Below are 17748 nucleotides of genomic sequence, written 5' to 3' on the forward strand. Positions count from 1 at the left end.
GTTGGGCCTTGCCGATGGCACCCTGCTTGAGGCGGGTATGGTTGACGGCAAATGGGTCACGAAGGTCGCCGAGGGCGCGAACGGATCCGAAGATGGCCTGAAAACCGGTGATATTCTGCTGAGTGAAACCAATACCGGCGCGGAATTCACCGATGCTGACGCCATCGAGACGGCAATGGCGGGTCTGACTGGAAATGGGGGCGAAACGGCAGCGTTTACCCTGATCCGGGACGGGAATGAAATGACGGTCGAAGTCGCTCTGGCGCGGCAGCCGTAATCGTATCGCGCGGCGGCGCCGGTGATCCGGCCCGCCGCAATCAATGAAGGGCTTTGTGCGGACCAAGATCCTGCGCAAGAGTGAGAGGAAACAGATACATAGGCCGGAAAGGCGGTGCGGCTCAGGAGGAAGAACCGCAATGTGCCCCTTCCGGGCGATGTTCGCGAAACAGAAACCGAAGCCGGACATGACCCGGCTTCTCTGACCGGCCGGACGCCGGACCTGGTGTGGATTATCAAGTTACTCTGGCGCGAACGCAGGTCGAGCGAAGAACAGAGCGAACACAAGAGACAATCTAACCGAATACGAAGACCCAAACCAACCTGCCGGGGAGAGGAGCCCACGGCCGGACAGGCTGATGCATGTCCGCGAACCGTTCTCCCCAAAATAGGAATGAAAGGAAGAACCGAATGCGGCAATGTGTGAAACTGTTAGGCACGTCGGCAATCGTGCTTACCCTCGGCGTCGGTGCTGCCATGGCACAAGAGGCTTGCAAATCCTATCGTGTCGCCCCCGGTGATACGCTTCTCAAGATCGCGCAGCAAGCCTACGGCAACGGCAACTACCGGATGATCTATGAGGCGAATACCGACCGGATCGGCTCGAACCCGAACCTGATCGAAGTCGGGTCGCTGCTGCGTCTGCCCTGTGCCGACGGTACCGTCGCAGAGGCCGCACCGGCGGTCGTGCCGGAAGCGACCGAAGCCGCCAAAGAGGCCGCCGCATCCGATGAAGGGCCGATCGTCCTGATCACCGGCAACGATTTCCCGCCGTTTACGGATGAAGGTCTGCCGGGGCGTGGTGTGTTCACCCAGCTTGTCGAAACGGCCGCCTTCCGCGCCGATGCCGAAAACAAGGTAGAGGTCAAATTCGTCAACGACTGGGATTCCCATCTTGACCTCTTGCTTCCGGTTCTGGCGTTCAATGGCTCGTTCCCGTGGTCCAAGCCCGAATGCGATCAGCCGGACTCATTGTCCGAGCACGACAAGAGCCGGTGCGAAAACTACCTGTTCTCTGATCCCTTCTACGAAGTTGTCGACGGTTTCTTTGCCCGCAAGGGGACCGGTTTCGACAGCGCGCTGAAGTATGAAGAGTTGCTTGGCACCCGCATCTGCCGGCCTGAAGGCTACTCGACAGCGCATCTTGATGCGGCGGGTCTTTCCGAGCCGATGGTCAAGATGTACCGCCCGGACCAGGTTCGGGACTGCTTCGATGGCCTCATGGCCGGGTCTGTTGACGTCATTTCGATTGACTCCATGGTGGCGGCAGACACGATTTCCACCCTGGGTCTGACGGATCAGGTGGTCGAGAACCAGAACCTTGGCGCGGTCAAGGAACTCTATGTTCTTGTTCACAAAAATCACCCCAGAGGCCAGGAGACGCTTGACCTTCTGAACGCCGGTCTGCGTGAAATGGTCAGCTCGGGTGAATGGTACGATATCGTTTCGACCGCGCTTCAGCGTCAGATGGCGGAAAAGGTCAACTGACCCTGAGGTTTTCAGACGTCACGACAGTAGCCTGCAGCGACGTGACGGTCGCGTCGCTGCCCCGCCGAAAATATCAATCATCAACGAGTTGCATCTGCCCCCACTGAACTTTCCGACAAAAGAGGGTTCCGACGACGAGATGACTGCTCAACAAAGGACGACGATCATGATGACATACGCAAAAACCAAGACGCTGTTGCTGGCCGGTGCCGCAATGGCGATGTTGCCCGGGCTGGCCGCTGCACAGGAAGCCTGTTCTTCCTACACGGTGAAGGACGGCGACAGCCTTGGCTCTATCGCCCAGGCGGCCTATGGGTCATTCGACTACCAGATGATCTTCAACGCCAACCGGAACGCGATCGAAAACCCCAACAGCCTCGATCCGGGCACGGTTCTTCAGCTTCCCTGTGAAGACGGTAACCTTTCCACTGACACCAAGGTGACCGACATTATCGAGAAGGAAGAAGAAAAGCAGGCGGCGCGCGCAAAGTCCAACATCTACGAACCGCCGATCAAACTGGTTTCGGGCAATGGCTGGGCACCCTTCACCGGTGAGGATCTGAAGGGCGGCGGCATGCTCGTCCGACTGGCAACGACGGCGCTGAACCGCGGCGGCAACGACCGCGAATTCAATCTGAGCTTTGTTGATGACTGGGCATCGCATTTCGAAACGTTGCTGCCGCTCGGCGCATTCGACGTATCGATCGCCTGGGTTATCCCGGCGGATTGTTCAAATCCGGACCAGCTTGATGACAACTCCAGGCTGCGCTGCACAACGCTTGATGCGTCGTTGCCGATCTATGAAACTGTGTCTGCCTACTGGTCGCGCTCGGACAGCGAATACGCCAATGTACAGTCGTTCTCAGACTATGCAGGGGCGACGATCTGTCGGCCTGAGAGCTGGTCGATCCTCGATCTGACCAGTGAAGGTCTGGTCGAACCGGTGGTGACCTACCTCCACCCGGCAACAGCGCGTGATTGCGTTGAAGCGGTTCTGAACGGCACGGCTGACATGACCTCGCTCGATCTCGAAACGGGCGGTGCTTCTGTCAACGAGGTTGCAGAAGCCGTTGGCGTGGTCCGGCCGAACCCGAACCTGTCAAAGCTGGAATCGCTGCACTTTATCACGCACAAGACCAACCCGCGCGGACGTGTCTATATCGCGATGCTCAACAAGGGTCTGAACGAGATGCGTGAAAGCGGCGAATGGTACGCGGTCATCGCTGACAGCCTTGCTGAGTTCAACAAAACCAAGCAGTAATTCTGATCCGCTTGAGAACAGGCCGCGCCCTTGCCATCGGGGGCGCGGTTTTTCATTTGTCGGCCCATGACAATATCTTTGAGTAACAACCGCGTTCGATCACGCTTTGGAAACAACAAAGTCATGTCATTTTTTGGCCCTATTGAAATGATCACAAGGTTACGGAGGAGTGAAGTCGGAGCTGCCTGACCTCCGCTCTGACGTCGCATTGAAAGGCGAGAACAATGGGAATATTTGGGAAGCTGCTTGGCCGATCAGGTCATGACGGGGAACCGTCGCAGGAACGTGGAATTGATGTATCCGATCTTAATGTGCCGCCGCTGTCTGACGCGGTAGATGCGCTGCGGACCAAGACGGTCCGGTTGAGTGACGATGATTTTGACGCAGGGGCCGAACTGGCATCCGCGCCAGCGCCGGAAGCGCCGGCTGCCGGGAAGACAGAAGCACCCTTGAATATCTGGGATCTGGACGGCGAATCTGCCCCGCCGACACCGGCGCCTGCAGCCCCGGTTGCTGCTGCCGAGCCCGCCCGCACAGAGCGGCCCGCGCCCTCCGCGCCGAGCCAGCTTGACGTGTCGCCGCGCGTTGGTGATGCGCCGGCCCGCAAGCGTCGGACCAAGACACGCCTTTTGGGCTTCGACAAGTCCGACGGTCAGGTTGTTGACCTGTTCAACAATCCGGTTCAGTCCTCGTCGCGGGGCAGCAAGTATCCGGTTGGCTGGGTCGTGGTCGTGAAAGGGCCGGGCCGTGGCGAATCGTTCACGTTGCAATCCGGCATGACCCAGATTGGCCGCGGTGACGATCAGACCGTTCAGCTCGATTTCGGCGACAATGCCATTTCGCGCACGAACCATGCTGCGATCGTCTATGACCCGGAAAGCCATCAGGTGTTCCTTGGCCATGGCGGCAAGAGCAACATTGTCCGGCTGAACAGCAAGCCGGTCATCAGCAACGAGGTTCTCAGCAACGGCGATCTGATCCGCCTTGGGGAAACCACTTTGCGCTTCGTCGCCCTGTGTGACGCGGACTTCAACTGGGATGGTGAGGACAGCGAGGAGGCGGATAATGTGGAGATCGCCTGAACCGCGTTTTGACGTCGCCTCTGCAATCTGCCAGGGCGGTCGGGACTATCAAGAAGATGCGATTGTCACCGACTTCCCGGCGGGAACGGATATCGGCGTCGTGGTTCTGGCGGACGGCATGGGGGGTCATGCCGCCGGAGACGTAGCTTCGAAGATCGTTGTGACCGAGGTCTTCAGTGAGCTGAAATTCGAAAGCGCCAACTTTCAGGAATATGAGGGGGAAGTCCCGAACTACCTGACCTCGGCCGCATCCAATGCAAATGCCTGTGTCCGCGACTATGTCGTCGACAATCCGAAGACCCGCGGGATGGGGGCCACTCTGGTCTCGCTCGTCATGGTCGAGAACCGGATGTACTGGATGTCGATCGGGGATTCGCCGCTCTATCATCTGCGCAGTGGCAAGCTGCGTCAGTTGAACGAGGATCACTCGATGGCGCCGCAGATCGATGCGATGGTCAAGTCGGGTCTGATCGATCCGGAAACCGGGAAAAACCATCCCGACCGGAACTGTCTGACCTCGGTGATCCTCGGCGATCGGGTGTCGCGTTCGGATTGTCCGAAAACCCCGTTCACCCTTGACGTCGGCGATATCGTCGTCGTGTCGAGCGACGGTCTTCAGTATCTCGACGAGGCCCGGATCGAGAAGATCCTGCAGAAATATCGCCGTCGCAAAAGCGCGGAGATCGCAGAACATCTTCTGGCCGCGATCAATGAACTTGCCGATCCCGATCAGGACAACGTGTCCTTCGCGGTCATCAAGCTCAACCACAACAAGCCGGTCACACAGGCGACGCGCCGCAAGCCGATCGATCTTGTCGGCGATGCCTCGGCCGGTTCGACGCGTGTGGTCTCTCTCGACGGGAACGGTTATGGTGACGCAGAAAATGCCACTGATGCGGATGCTGCCACCGAGGCAGAGGAACGTCCCGAACCATTCAGGCTGGTCGCCGGAGGGAAGTAATCTTGTCCGACACGCAACGTGTTGATGTCGCAAAAGCACTTACCGGGATCCTGTCGCAAGGCAGGATCCCGGACAACTTGCGGCCAAGTGCCGAAGCCCTGATTTCCCGTTTGACCAAGCCCGTCCGCGTGACGGTCTTTGGCTTTCCGGGGTCCGGAAAATCGAGCCTTGTGAATCTGCTGCTGGGCAGTCAGGTCCTGAAGGCGGACGACCGGCTTCCGACAACCCAGTTCACATGGGGCGAAGAGCCGAATACACGGTGCACGATGGCCGATGGCAGCACCAGCGTTTTCCCGCATGTCAATACGGCCGAGATCGCCGCGCAGGCGCCGATCTTTGTCAAGGCCGAGCTGCCTTTGCCGGCGCTTGGCAAGATCAGCGTGATGGAAGTGGTCGCCCAGACCGCCGAGGATGTCCGCCGGGCACTGCACTGGGCTTCCAGCCGGACGGATATCGCGATCTGGTGCAGCCAGAAATTCAACTCGGCCGAGCAGGCCCTTTGGGGCACGGCCACGGACGACATGAAAGACCACGGTTTTCTTGCCGTGACAAAGGCAGATGAGCTGGTCGCTCAGGGTGTTCTCGACGCGACATTGGCGAACCTGCAGGAACGCGGCGCCGAGGAGTTCAACCGCGTCCTTCCGATCGCGACCCTCGATGCCATTGCGGCGCGGCGTGAGGATGGGTCGATTGACAAGGATCAGCTGACGCGGAGCGGCGGCCGGGCGCTGATCGCCGCGATCCTGCGCGAAGTGGATCTGGGCCATCAGGCCGCAAGGGATCAGGCCGATATCCTGTTGCAGCAGTTCGGGGACGGTGCCGCCGTGACCGACGAAGCACCCAAGGTGGATGCCGCAGTGAATCCGATGCCCGAGCCCGAGGCTCTGCCCGAGATCGAGGTGGAGGCGGCACCTGCCGAGGCCTCCGATTTGGAAGAGGCCGCCGAGCTGTCTGAGGTTGAAGCGACGCCTGAACCGTCCGGCAGTCAGGATGCGGGCGTGGCCGGGCTCAGCCCCGTTGCGCGGTCGGCCTATCAAGAGGCGATCCGTCGTCTTTCCCGTCACGGTCGGGACGCGGCCGAGGCGATGAAGGCATCGGGTGCGCTCGACACTGTTCAGCTTGTGGATGACACGGTGGAATCGGTGCAGTGGCTTTCGGACTACCTTGGGGAAAAAACCGGCGATGACGCCACCATCGAACGGATGCGCGACGCGGCTTTCGATGCTGCGGATCTGTTGCAGCTGATGCAGATGGAAAACGACACCAATTCCGTGAAAGAGTCGATCAGCATCGCCATTCAGTTGAAACGAGAGATGGAAGCCGCACTTGCTGCATAACCTTGGCGCGAATCGTGCTATGTGTTTACAATCAATGGGTTGCCTACAAGAGCTTTTAACAGAACAACTGAACAGGAGGTCAAAGTTAATTCAAACCGCCGCCCCAATTTCGCCTCTCAATCCTGATTGTTCTGAAAATGGAACCATGGGTGGGATTTCCAGAGGATAATGGCGGTGTGAGTTGACGATGTTTGACCCGACCAAAGGACGAAGTGATCCAAGATGAGCGATGAAGCAAAGACCCTTCGCGACGGTGATGACGGCGCCGCCCTTGGTTTCATGAAGATCGGTCAGGACAGGTTCTTTGGCCTGCGGGGGGAGATCGGCGAGCTGACCGATACGCTTCTCGATGTCGAGGCACTCAGCCCGACCGGGTCGGACAAGCTGGTCTCCAAGCTTATCCGTGAACTTCAGGAATTTGAGCCCGCCATTACCATGGTCGGGCAGATCAAATCCGGGAAAACCTCGCTCGTAAACGCGATGGTCGGGCGGCCGGGATTGCTTCCGGCCGATGTGAACCCCTGGACCTCGGTCGTGACCTCGCTGCATCTCAACGTGCCGCAGGAAGAGGATGCGGCGGTTGCGTCGTTCCAGTTCTTCAATGCCAATGAATGGGATCACCTCGTTTCGAACGGTGGCCGGATCGGTGAATTGTCGATGCGGGCCGGGGCGGATGAAGAGCTGCAGAAGGTGCACGAACAGGTCACCGCGATGCGGGAAAAGACGCGCACCCGGCTGGGGAGGCGGTTCGAACTGCTTCTTGGCCAGCGGCATGACTACCGGCATCTCGATGACGAGCTGATGCAGCGTTATGTCTGCCTTGGCGACGATTTTGACGATATCTCACCTGACGAACAGCAGGGCCGTTTCGCTGACATCACCAAATCGGCGGACCTCTATCTGAAAGCGCCTGCGCTTCCTACGGCCCTGTGCATCCGCGATACGCCGGGCGTGAACGATACGTTCATGATGCGCGAGCAGATCACGATCAAGTCGCTGCGCGACAGCCGTCTTTGCGTCGTTGTCCTGTCGGCCTCACAGGCGCTCAGCTCGGTCGATATGGGGCTGATCCGTCTGATCTCGAACATGAAATCCGACGGCGTGGTGATCTTTGTGAACCGGATAGACGAATTGTCCGATCCAAGCACCCAGCTTTCGGATATCCGTGACAGCATCATCGCGACACTGGCAAAGTGGAACGGACCGAAAGACCCCAAGATTGTTTTCGGCAGCGCCTATTGGGCGAATGCCGCTTTGTCGGACAGCGTGGACAGTATCGTCGAAGACAGTGCCGAGGCGCTTCGGAAATGTGCCAAGGCAGTTCTGGGCGAAGACGACGCTGACCTGACATCGCGTGAGCTGATCTGGCAGCTGTCCGGCGTGCCGCATCTTTTCGATACGCTCGGGGGACGGATTGCCGAAGGGCCGGGTGCCCGCCTTATGACCGGAATCAGGCAGCGGGCCTGCAACCATGTCTCGGGCCTGCGCGCCGCCTGCACGGTGGCGTCGATGCGCATCGATGGCAATTCGATTCAGATGATGGAAGCGTCGGCACTTTCCGACCTTCTCGGCAAGATCGAGGCGGCGGCAATGCAGCGTCTGGATCATGAACTGGACAAGGTGTTTTCGTCCTTTTCCGGGCGGGTTGACCAATCCCATGCCCGGTTCCTTGACCGGGCGCTGGAATCGCTTTTGCAGCATCTGGAACAGAATGGTGAGGACGAAGTCTGGCAATACAGTCCGGACGGTCTGCGCATGCTTTTGCGCACCAGCTATCAGGTTCTGCGCAAGAACCTGACCGTGGCTTGCGAATCCGTCTATGGTGCTGCCGCAAAGGAAATCACGGCTGCCTATAGCAAGGCAGTGTCGGTCGGTGTCGACGGGTTCAGTGTTCGCGCCCCGAACCCGCCTGAAGTGCCGGCACCGGTATCGCTCGGCGCGACGATTGCGCTCGATCTGCAAACGTCCTGGTGGAACGGCTGGTGGAAACGTCGCCGCGGCTACCGCGCCTATGCAAGCGGGTTCCACAGCCTGATCGAAGCGGAAACCAAACCGATCATCAGCGATCTGAAGGATCGGCAGGCGACCGAAATCCGGCAATCGGCCAGAGACAGTCTGGCAGAGTTCCTGACAGAACAGCGTTCGATCCTCATGGATATCGCCGACAAGGCGCATCTCAGCATGGGCGACCTCAACAGCCTCTTTGGTATCAAGTCCCAGAACGAACGCGCCGAGATACTTGATGTGATCTACGACGAACTGAGCAGCGGCGATGAGCCGAAACAAGACACGGGCGATGCCACCCCGCGAGAAGGAGCAGCCGCATGACAGGCGACGAAACCGAGATCCGCAAACCGCGTATCGCCATCATGGGCGAGTTCAGCGCAGGCAAGAGCACGCTTTCGAACCTGCTTCTCGGCCAACGTGCTTTGCCGGAAAAGGTCACCGCAACGCGGTTGCCGCCGGTGTGGATGGTGGCCGGTTCTGATGAACCCTTCCGCGTCGATACCGCGGCTGAGGAACATCCCGTCTTTCTGGACAGTCTGGAGGACGTGCCGCTTGAGGAAACGCTCTATATCCAGCTGCAGTTCGAGACGGAAATCCTCGACCATTGCGACCTGATCGACTTTCCCGGCATCTCGGATCCGAACATGTCGTCCGATATCTGGGAACGTATGCTGGGCGAGGTGGACGGCGTTCTGTGGTGTACCCATGCGACCCAGGCCTGGCGCCAGTCCGAGGCCGCCGTTTGGGGTATGATCCCCGAGCACGTCCGCCAGAACAGCCTGTTGCTGATCACCCGCTTCGACAAGCTGATCAATGACAAGGACAAGGCCCGCGTCCGGACCCGGGTGGCCAAGGAAACCCAGGGGCTCTTTGCCGGGCTCTATCCGATTTCCCTGACCCAGGCCCTTGCAGCCGACGAAGGTAGCGAGCTGTGGGAAACGTCTGGTGCGCATGCCTTCTATGCCGCGCTGGCGGGGATTGTCGAACGTATTGCCGAAGGCGGCTATGCACCGGCACCTGCGCCCGAACCGGCACCTGCGCCCATCGCGATGGCTGAGCCTGAACCCGCTCCGGCGCGGCCACAGGCCATGGAACCGGCGGAACCGCCCGCTTCCGTTGCACCTGCTGCCAATGTGCATGCGCTGCAGATCGAACCGGCCGAAGATATTGCCGAGGACCAGCCCGCAGAGGACGCACCAGAGGACATCGCCACAGAAGCGGATGATGGGCGCATCATTCCGCGCCGTGTCCGGCCGAACGGATTTGCACGTACCGCCCGCCCCAGCGCCTCCGACGCCCGGGCCATCATGCATGACCGCATGCCGTCACGTCCGGCCGAGAACGGCGGGGGGGCGTCCGATCTTGAACATTTGCGCGCGGAATTCCGGCGTCCGGAAGAGGGCGCGGTTTCGAACTGAAGGGCGAAACCGTTGCAACCCGCCCTCACCAATGACGCGAAGGGCAGAGCGGGCTTTCCCCTCGGGCTAAACTGCGGTAATTCATGCCTTATCGGGGCAAGGCGTGGCTGGCATGGTATCTGACGAACTCGACGCACTTCAGAACCGCTTTCCGGTGTGCAAGACGCTCGCCTATGCGGACCTGACCACGGGCATGGTTCTGGTCACGAACAGCAATACGCCATTGGAACGTCACGGTCTGAACCAGCTCAGCGCGGATGCTGCGCTGCTTCTGGGCGGGGCTGATGATACACCGCAAATCGGCGCCGGGGTCGCGGCCTCGGCAATCGTCAGCAGTCAGGACGCGGTCAGCGTCTTTCTGCGCGCCGAAGGGCATCCGAACGATGCGCTCCTTTGTACCGGCGGCGGCGACCTTGATCTCGCCGCGTTCATCCCCGAAGCACAGGCCTGTCTGAAAAGGATCAGCGAAAATGGCTGATCTGCGACGCAGGCACACATCATCAGCAAGGTTGCATCCGTGATCGACGAACGAGCAGTTGCAAAAAAATTGGCGGTTCTTGGCGGTGAAAAGCCGATCTTCCGGGATGGCGGTCGGGTGATATCGAACGGCATCCTGCCGCCGCCCCTGACGGCGGTTCTGGACGAGATCGACAACACGGTCCTGAAACGCCGCCTGACCTTCCGCGCGGGCGACAGCACCCTGTCCTTCGTCGTCGCTGGTCGCCGCCTGATGAATCTCGTCTCCGCCTCGCCGGACCTGTCGATGGCCCAGCCCCTTATCGGCACGGCTTTGTCGCATGACGATGAAGACACGTTCGAAACCGTCGCGGCGGCGATCGTTGCCCTGACCGAGGACGAACGTCCGATCCTGGTTGAAAGCACGCATTCCGAGGAAAGCGGCGTTCATACCAATATCGGCATTCCGATTGACCGGATGACCGAGCTGATGGGCATCGATCTGGCCGACAAGACCCAGCCGATGCAACATTTCATTGATGCCTGTGAAGAATACTATTCTGCCTGCCTCTTCTGGGTCGGCGGTATCTGGATCGGCCAGTCCGAGGATGAAGCCCTTCTGGCCCGTCTGCGGGTGGTCGCGGACACTCAGTGGGACCGGTTTCGAGATGCCTATGGCAAGAACGGTCATTCAGCTGATACGCCGCGCCTTATCATCCTCGACCGTGCGCTGGACGAGGATGGGTCGGTGACCGCCGCCTGGGCCGATGGCGAATATGCCATCTTCGCCCATGATCAAAGCGATGCGGCCGAAATTCACGCCACCTGGCGGCGTATCTTCACCTTCTGACCCCGCCTGAAGCGTTTTGGGTTTTCGTTGAGACACTGTAGACCCGAAACGCCATAGGTCGGGATCATTCCCGGATATAGTGCAACCCGGTGAACCCTTGCCGGTAGGATGCGACCTCATCTGCCAGGCTGGCTGGATCATTGGCCCTTAACCCGGCGGCGATCAGACGGGCGAGTTCGGGCGCATGGTCTTCGGTTACGCCACGCCGGACCAGTTCCGGCGTGCCGATCCTGAGGCCGTTCATGTCGCCGGGAACCTCCGCGATGGGCAGGCCGATGCCACAGGCCAGAAACCCCGCTTTGCGCAGCGTTTTCGATGCCGCCTGTCCGCCGCCGAACCCGGCCGCCTCAACCGCGAACTGATGCGATGCCGTGTGGCCGCGGTCGGCGGCGAAGACCGGCAGACCTTCAGCCGCAAGCGCCCGGGCCACCGCCTGCGCCACCGAGATCATCCTGGCCGCATAGGCTGCCCCATGCTTGCGCCAGTCGAGCAGCGACAGGGCAAGGGCCGCCACCCGACCAGCGTCGAAATTCGCGGTCATTCCGGGAAAGGCGATGTGGTCGAGTGCCTCGGCGATGTCTGCATCATTGGTCACGGCCAGCCCGCCGGCCGGTCCGCCAAGGCTTTTATAGGTCGAAAAGGTCATCAGATGCGCGCCTTCGGCCAGTGGATTGGCCCAGGCACCACCCGCGATGATGCCACATTGATGCGCCGCGTCGAACAGCACTTTCGCCCCGACCTCATCGGCGATGGCGCGCACCTCACGCACCGGATGCGGGAAAAGGTTCAGCGACCCGCCGATGGTGATCAGCTTTGGCCGCACCTTCAGGGCCAGATCGCGCAAAGCGTCGAGATCGACGGTATAGCCACTGGCATCGGTGGGGGCGGGGTGTATCTCAAGCCCGTAAAGCCCCGCGCAACCCGCCTTGTGATGGGTGACATGACCGCCGATGGCAGCGGGCGGCGCGATGATCGTATCGCCGGGTTTCGCCATCGCCATGAAGCCGTAAAGGTTGGCCATGGCGCCCGAAAACACGCGGATTTCGGCATAACGCGCCTTGAACACCTCGGCGGCCAGTTCGGCGCAGATGACCTCGATCTCCTCGATTGCCTCCAGCCCCATCTCATACTTGTCGCCCGGATAGCCGAGCGACGGACGGGTGCCGAGACCGCGCGCCAGAACCGCCTCGGCGGCGGGGTTCATGACATTGGTAGCCGGGTTGAGGTTGAAGCAGTCGCGGTCATGGATCTCCAGATTGCGCGCGATCAGCCGGTCGATCCGGGCCGCGACCTCGTTTCCGGGCGCGGCGGTATCGGCGGCCTGTTGCTGGATCAGGGCTTCGCAATCGGCGGGCACCCAGGGGCGGGGGGCAAGGTGGGGCATGGTGTTTCTCCTTCGGTTGCCGACAGGGAAACAGGTTGGACTTGCCCTCGCAAATCAGATTTGTAAAAATTTAGCCGTAGAAAATCTGAGGCTGATATGCCCGTTGCCCCGCCCCGCCCCAAAGGTCTGCCGCTGAATGCCCTGCGTGCGTTTGAGGCGGCCGCGCGGCTTGGCGGATTTGCTGCCGCTGCTATCGAGCTTGGTGTCACGGCGGGGGCGGTCACCGCCCATGTCAAGGCGCTGGAGGACAGTCTGGGCGCGCCGCTCTTTGAACGCCATGCCCAGGGCGTGCGTCTGACGGGACTTGGTGCGCGGGTTCTGCCCGCTTTCACGCGAGCCTTTGATGCGCTTGGCCTTGCCGTTCAGAGCCTGCGCACCGAGGCCGCACCACGCACCGTCCATATCGCGACCCTGCCAGCCATCGCCCAGCTCTGGCTGTCGCCACGCCTGCCTGCGATCCGTGCCGCCGCGCCGGAAATAACCATTTCCATCACCGCGATGGAGACGCCGCCCGACCTGAAACGGGCGCCCTTTGATTTCAACCTGTTCTACCGCCGGGGAGGGGCGGGGCAGGGGCTGACCCCCGATGTGATCTTTCCCGTCTGCGCCCCGGCACTGGCCGATCGCCTGACCCGTCCCGAAGATCTGGCGGGCCTTCCCTGTCTTGCTGACAGTGTCTGGGCGGATGACTGGCGGCTTTGGGCCCGGGCGGCGGGTCTTGAAGCTTTCAGCCCGCGCGGGCCGGTCTTTTCGCTCTATGCGCTGGCGGTTGAAGAAGCGGTGAATGGTGCCGGCGTGCTGATGGGGCATGGCGCGCTGGTTGCGGCGCATCTGGCAAGCGGTGCGCTGGTGGCGCCGTTCGATGTCGAGCACCGCCTGGACCGCGACCTTACCCTCTGGTCCGCGAGACCGCTTCGCCCCGACAGCCCGGCAGCGCGCGTGGCCGAGTGGCTGGCATCGGTCGGGTAAGGTGGGTTTAAACCCACCTTGCGGCGGAAAATCACGAAAAATCAATGATCTGAAACACTGATCGGCAAATGCGGGGCCTTGTGTAAGGTGGGTTTAAACCCACCTTACTTATAGGAAAGTGATCAGCCGAAAGCTGCCTCCAGCGCGATTTCGACCATGTCGCCGAAGCTGCGTTCGCGGTCCTCGGCGGGCAGGGCTTCATGGGTCTTGAGGTGGTCCGAGATGGTCAGAACCGCCAGCGCCCGAACGCCATGCCGCGCGGCGACAGTGTAAAGTTCGGCCGCTTCCATCTCGACACAAAGAACCCCGTGGCGTTCCAGCATTTCGGTCAGATCGGGCCGTTCGTCATAGAACACATCCGAGGAATAGATGCCGCCGACATGGGCCGGCGTGCCCCGTGCCCGTGCCGCCGCCACCGCCTTTTCCAGCAGCCCGTAATCGGCGCAGGGGGCATATTGCATCTCGCGGAAAAACCCGCGCGAGGGGGTGGACAGCGTCGATGCGGTCATCGCGATCACCACGTCGCGGACCTTGACGTGATCGAGCATTGCCCCCGCAGAACCAATACGAATCAACGTCTTGGCCCCATATTCGCGGATCAGCTCATTTGCGTAGATGGAAAGTGACGGCATCCCCATGCCCGAGCCGTGAATCGTCACCCGGTTGCCCTTCCAGGTGCCGGTAAAGGCGAACATGCCACGGACCTGATTGACCAGAACCGGATCGGTCAGAAAGGTTTCGGCTGCCCATTTCGCGCGGCGTGGATCACCGGGCATCAGGACGGTTTCGGCAATCTCGCCGGGCTTGGCTCCGATATGGGGGGTCATGGCGTCCTCGTCTGTTGGATCGGAGGAGTATAGGCGGGGATTGTCGAGAGGTGAAAGGGCAGAGAGCATTGGCGCGGATATTCTCGTAACACTATGTTTTTTCTGAAAACCCCGGGTCTGCAAAGCGTCGGCATTTTGTCGGCAAAACGTATGGCAGATGAACGGGCCGCCGGAGTATGGGCGTCTGGCGCGCGCGCAAGTCGGCACGTTACGCAATGTGGCCGCGCGCGACTTTTGTATCCTGCCTGATGCGACGGACTGGAAGACAGATGCGCGGTTGAATGCGCTTTGGGGTCAGATCAACCGACCCGATCGCCCTTTACCCAGACGCCAAGCACCGATCCCGATCCCGATCCCGATGTGGCGGCGCGGCGCACGCGCAGCAGGTCGGCGCGGGCTCCGGGGATGAGCCGCCCCCGGTCGGTCAGGCCAACCGCGCAGGCCGGATTGGCCGTAACAGTGCGGATGCCGCGCGCCACATCGCCCCAGAGATCGCCGAGAAAGAGTGCCGATCCCAGCAGCGAAGAGGGCACGTAATCTGAGGAAACGATGTCCAGAAGGTCGGCGTCGGCCAGCACATGTGCTGCGACATTGCCTGAATGCGACCCGCCACGAATGAGGTTGGGTGCCCCCATCATCACCGCGATACCATGCGCGCGGCAGGCCTCGGCGGCTTCAAACGTCGTCGGGAATTCGGCGAACTGCACGCCATGTCCGACCGAACGGGCGACCTGCGCCGCCGTGGTGTCGTCATGCGAGGCGAGCGTCGCGCCAAAGCGCCGGGCGGCGGCGACCGCTGCCTTTTCATGATCAGCGCCCAGCCGTTCACGTAACGCGATCTGGCTTTCGACATGGGCCAGGAATTCATCCTCGGTCAGCCCGTGTTTGCCGCGCACATAGGTGCGCAGTTGCGCCAGATCGCGGAACTGGCGTTCGCCCGGTGTGTGATCCATCAGGCTGACGATGCCGATCCGGTCATCCGCGCCGAATTTGTCCAGCTCCTCGATCAGGGTCTCGGAACAGACCTCGGCGCGCAGATGGATGAAATGGCTGATCCGCAGCGCATTCGCCGCGCGCATCTGCAAAAGTTCATCGGCCAGCTGGCGAGCATATTCGCCATAATTCGTCTTGCCGTCCGACACGACCGAACCAACGCGAAGCGCGTCGAACACCGTGGTGACGCCGACCGAACACAACTCGGCGTCATGGGCGAGGATGGCGGCGCCATGCGGCCAGTCGACGGCCGGGCGCGGTTGCAGGTGGCGTTCGATATTGTCGGTATGAAGTTCGACCAGTCCGGGCATGACCAGATCGCCCTCGCAATCGATGGCGTCGGGCGGGACGGCTGTTCCCGCCGCGATATCTGCGATCATGCCACCGCGCATGACAAGCGATCCGGTGATCACCTCGGTCGGCAGAACGATATTGGCGTTGGCGAGGATGGTTTCGGTCACGGGCGGACTCCGGCAGAATGGTCAGCGCTTCTTTCGCAGGCGAATGTTACATTGCGGTGACACGCCTGTGCCAATGGGGCTGAATGAAAATGATGAAACGCTATGCGATCTACTATGCGCCTGCTGAGGGGCCCTTCGCGGGGGCGGCGGCATGCTGGCTTGGCCGGGATGCAGCGACGGACCGCGATGTCGCGCAGCCCGCGATTGCCGGTTGCGATCTTGCCTCGCTGACGGACGCGCCGCGCCGCTACGGTTTTCATGGCACGCTGAAGCCGCCTTTCCGGCTGACGGGGACGGACCCCGCCGGGCTTGAGGCCGCTCTGACCGATGTCGCGGCAAAGCAGGCCCCTGTCATGGCGGGCCCGCTTGCGGTGGCCCGGATCGGCCACTTTCTGGCGCTTGTCCCTGCCGAGCCATTGGCTGGCATCAAGGCCCTGGCGGCGCGCGTGGTCGAGGTTTTTGAGCCCTGCCGTGCGCCTTTGAGCGAGGCCGAATATGCGCGGCGTCGGCCCGAAAGCCTGACGGCGCGGCAGCGCGCTCTGCTCGACCTCTACGGCTATCCCTATGTGATGGAGGAATTCCGCTTTCACCTGACCCTGACCGGCCCGATGGATGCGGGGATACCGGCGGTGGAAGCCGCAGCGCGGGATTGGTTCGCACCCTATCTGACCGCGCCCTTCCGGATCGCTGATCTTTGCCTGTTCGGCGAGGATGAGGCGGGGCTGTTCCATCTTCTGTCCCGTCACGCCCTGACGGGCTGAAGCAGGTCCGCAAGTCGTGCGATGCCCTCTTCGGGCCGGCCGTCATTCGACACTGTCCTCGCAGTCAAACCTGCGGGCAGGGCGAAATCGGCGCGGGCCAGTCTGCCTGCAATCTCATCGGCATCTTCGCGGCCCCGCGCAGCTAGGCGGCTGGCAAGGATGCCGGGTGAGACGGTGACGACGATAACCTCCAGCGCCGGGTGACGCGCGGCGATCCGGGGCAGTGCCGCGCGCGAGCCGTTGAAGATGACAGTGCCACCGGTCATCAGCGCGGCAAGCTCCCGGTGCCGAAGACCGTAGCACAGGCCATGCGCCTCCCAGTGCAGCGCGAAGGCACCGCCTGCGCGCAAGGCTGCGAATTGCGCGGGCACCACGCTTTCGAATGGCTCGGTTTCCGCCGAGGCCGGGCGCGAGATGGTGCGCCGAGCGATATGCACCTCGGGGCAGGCACGGGCGAGACCGGCCAGCAGCGTGTCCTTGCCCGCGCCCGACGGGCCGACAAGTGCGATCAGACGACCGGTGCCCGGCATGTCAGGCCGCCCGCGCCGGGGTAAAGCGGGTCACGTCGACCTCGCGGTCGCAAACCCGCGCCCGGGCGGCTTCATCATGAAAGATGCCGATGATCGCGGCACCGCGCGCCTTGGCCTCTTCGATCAGCCGCAGCACCACCTCGCGGTTCGTGGCGTCGAGCGAGGCGGTCGGTTCATCAAGCAGCATCGCCGGATAGGCATGGGCAAAGCCACGCGCGATATTCACGCGCTGCTGTTCGCCGCCCGAGAATGTAGTGGGCGAAAGCTGCCAGAGCGGTTCGGGGATGTTGAGCATCTTCAGCAGTGCCTCGGCGCGGGCATGGGCCGCCGCCGCATCGGTGCCAAGGGCCAGCAGCGGCTCGGCCACAACCGTCCGCGTCGGCACCCTTGGCACCACGCGCAGGAACTGGCTGACATAACCCAGTGTTTCGCGCCTTAGCCGGATGATCTCACGCGGGGTGGCGCGGGTGATGTCGGTACCTTCCACCCGGATCGCACCACCGGCGGCAAGGTAATTCCCATAGATCATCCGCATCAGGGTGGACTTGCCCGAACCGGATTGACCGGTCAGCGCCACGCATTCGCCGGGGCCGACATTCAGTTCCGCCCCCGCCATCACCGGGATGATCGCGCCGCCCTGATTGTGGAGGGTGAAGGCTTTCGACAGGTTTTCAATCTCGATCATCG

Annotated in this window: 16 protein-coding genes and 1 pseudogene; 12 read left to right on the forward strand and 5 right to left on the reverse strand. The window is 61.6% G+C overall.

The window, feature by feature from the left end; all coding sequences use genetic code 11:
- From WBB85_RS12005 to WBB85_RS12050, 10 genes and pseudogenes are all read left to right on the forward strand, one after another.
- A pseudogene (locus WBB85_RS12005) lies at nucleotides 1-277 on the forward strand (hypothetical protein); the annotation flags it as partial.
- 422 nt (nucleotides 278-699) lie between these two features.
- Nucleotides 700-1764 carry a peptidoglycan-binding protein LysM gene (locus tag WBB85_RS12010; protein WP_432638845.1) on the forward strand — a complete coding sequence of 355 codons (1065 nt, stop codon included), beginning with the start codon at nucleotides 700-702 and terminating at the stop codon, nucleotides 1762-1764.
- A gap of 166 nt (nucleotides 1765-1930) precedes the next feature.
- Entirely contained in the window at nucleotides 1931-3025 is a 1095-nt protein-coding gene (locus WBB85_RS12015; protein ID WP_432638846.1) for a LysM peptidoglycan-binding domain-containing protein, read from the forward strand.
- A 224-nt stretch (nucleotides 3026-3249) separates the two neighbouring features.
- Nucleotides 3250-4107: an FHA domain-containing protein gene (locus tag WBB85_RS12020; protein WP_432638847.1), complete on the forward strand. Its 858-nt coding sequence runs from the start codon at nucleotides 3250-3252 to the stop codon at nucleotides 4105-4107.
- Nucleotides 4091-5068: a PP2C family protein-serine/threonine phosphatase gene (locus WBB85_RS12025; RefSeq protein WP_432638848.1), complete on the forward strand. Its 978-nt coding sequence runs from the start codon at nucleotides 4091-4093 to the stop codon at nucleotides 5066-5068. Before WBB85_RS12020 ends, WBB85_RS12025 begins: the two co-directional genes overlap by 17 nt.
- A 2-nt stretch (nucleotides 5069-5070) precedes the next feature.
- Nucleotides 5071-6405 carry a hypothetical protein gene (locus WBB85_RS12030; protein ID WP_432638849.1) on the forward strand — a complete coding sequence of 445 codons (1335 nt, stop codon included), beginning with the start codon at nucleotides 5071-5073 and terminating at the stop codon, nucleotides 6403-6405.
- A gap of 222 nt (nucleotides 6406-6627) precedes the next feature.
- Nucleotides 6628-8733: a dynamin family protein gene (locus WBB85_RS12035; protein ID WP_432638850.1), complete on the forward strand. Its 2106-nt coding sequence runs from the start codon at nucleotides 6628-6630 to the stop codon at nucleotides 8731-8733.
- The gene (locus tag WBB85_RS12040; RefSeq protein ID WP_432638851.1) at nucleotides 8730-9830 is read left to right on the forward strand and encodes a dynamin family protein; all 1101 of its coding nucleotides are present in this window, start codon (nucleotides 8730-8732) and stop codon (nucleotides 9828-9830) included. Before WBB85_RS12035 ends, WBB85_RS12040 begins: the two co-directional genes overlap by 4 nt.
- A gap of 112 nt (nucleotides 9831-9942) precedes the next feature.
- The gene (locus WBB85_RS12045) at nucleotides 9943-10308 is read left to right on the forward strand and encodes a hypothetical protein (protein ID WP_432638852.1); all 366 of its coding nucleotides are present in this window, start codon (nucleotides 9943-9945) and stop codon (nucleotides 10306-10308) included.
- Nucleotides 10309-10347: 39 nt separating this feature from the next.
- Nucleotides 10348-11136 (forward strand): hypothetical protein, encoded by a 789-nt coding sequence (locus tag WBB85_RS12050; RefSeq protein WP_432638853.1) that lies wholly within the window; start codon nucleotides 10348-10350, stop codon nucleotides 11134-11136.
- Between the two features lie 64 nt (nucleotides 11137-11200).
- Here the strand turns inward: WBB85_RS12050 and glyA are convergent, their stop codons facing one another.
- The gene (gene glyA / locus WBB85_RS12055; protein ID WP_432638855.1) at nucleotides 11201-12520 is read right to left on the reverse strand and encodes a serine hydroxymethyltransferase; all 1320 of its coding nucleotides are present in this window, start codon (nucleotides 12518-12520) and stop codon (nucleotides 11201-11203) included.
- A gap of 96 nt (nucleotides 12521-12616) precedes the next feature.
- Between glyA and WBB85_RS12060 the strand changes: the two genes are divergently transcribed.
- Entirely contained in the window at nucleotides 12617-13489 is an 873-nt protein-coding gene (locus WBB85_RS12060; protein ID WP_432638856.1) for a LysR family transcriptional regulator, read from the forward strand.
- A gap of 122 nt (nucleotides 13490-13611) precedes the next feature.
- On the opposite strand, the gene deoD is transcribed toward WBB85_RS12060, so the two are convergent.
- Entirely contained in the window at nucleotides 13612-14316 is a 705-nt protein-coding gene (gene deoD, locus WBB85_RS12065) for a purine-nucleoside phosphorylase (protein ID WP_432638857.1), read from the reverse strand.
- 299 nt (nucleotides 14317-14615) lie between these two features.
- On the reverse strand, nucleotides 14616-15770 hold the full coding sequence (locus WBB85_RS12070) for an alpha-D-ribose 1-methylphosphonate 5-triphosphate diphosphatase (protein ID WP_432638858.1): 1155 nt from the start codon (nucleotides 15768-15770) through the stop codon (nucleotides 14616-14618).
- Between the two features lie 83 nt (nucleotides 15771-15853).
- Here WBB85_RS12070 and WBB85_RS12075 point away from each other — a divergent pair, with 83 nt between their 5' ends.
- On the forward strand, nucleotides 15854-16531 hold the full coding sequence (locus tag WBB85_RS12075; protein WP_432638859.1) for a DUF1045 domain-containing protein: 678 nt from the start codon (nucleotides 15854-15856) through the stop codon (nucleotides 16529-16531).
- Here WBB85_RS12075 and phnN read toward each other — a convergent pair.
- Nucleotides 16513-17061 (reverse strand): phosphonate metabolism protein/1,5-bisphosphokinase (PRPP-forming) PhnN, encoded by a 549-nt coding sequence (gene phnN, locus WBB85_RS12080; RefSeq protein ID WP_432638860.1) that lies wholly within the window; start codon nucleotides 17059-17061, stop codon nucleotides 16513-16515. The genes WBB85_RS12075 and phnN overlap by 19 nt on opposite strands.
- A 1-nt stretch (nucleotide 17062) precedes the next feature.
- Nucleotides 17063-17746 (reverse strand): phosphonate C-P lyase system protein PhnL, encoded by a 684-nt coding sequence (phnL, locus tag WBB85_RS12085; protein ID WP_432638861.1) that lies wholly within the window; start codon nucleotides 17744-17746, stop codon nucleotides 17063-17065.
- Between the last annotated feature and the right edge of the window lie 2 nt (nucleotides 17747-17748).

It is taken from the genome of Albidovulum sp. (genome assembly GCF_049646345.1).
In the GTDB taxonomy this organism is placed as follows: domain Bacteria; phylum Pseudomonadota; class Alphaproteobacteria; order Rhodobacterales; family Rhodobacteraceae; genus Albidovulum.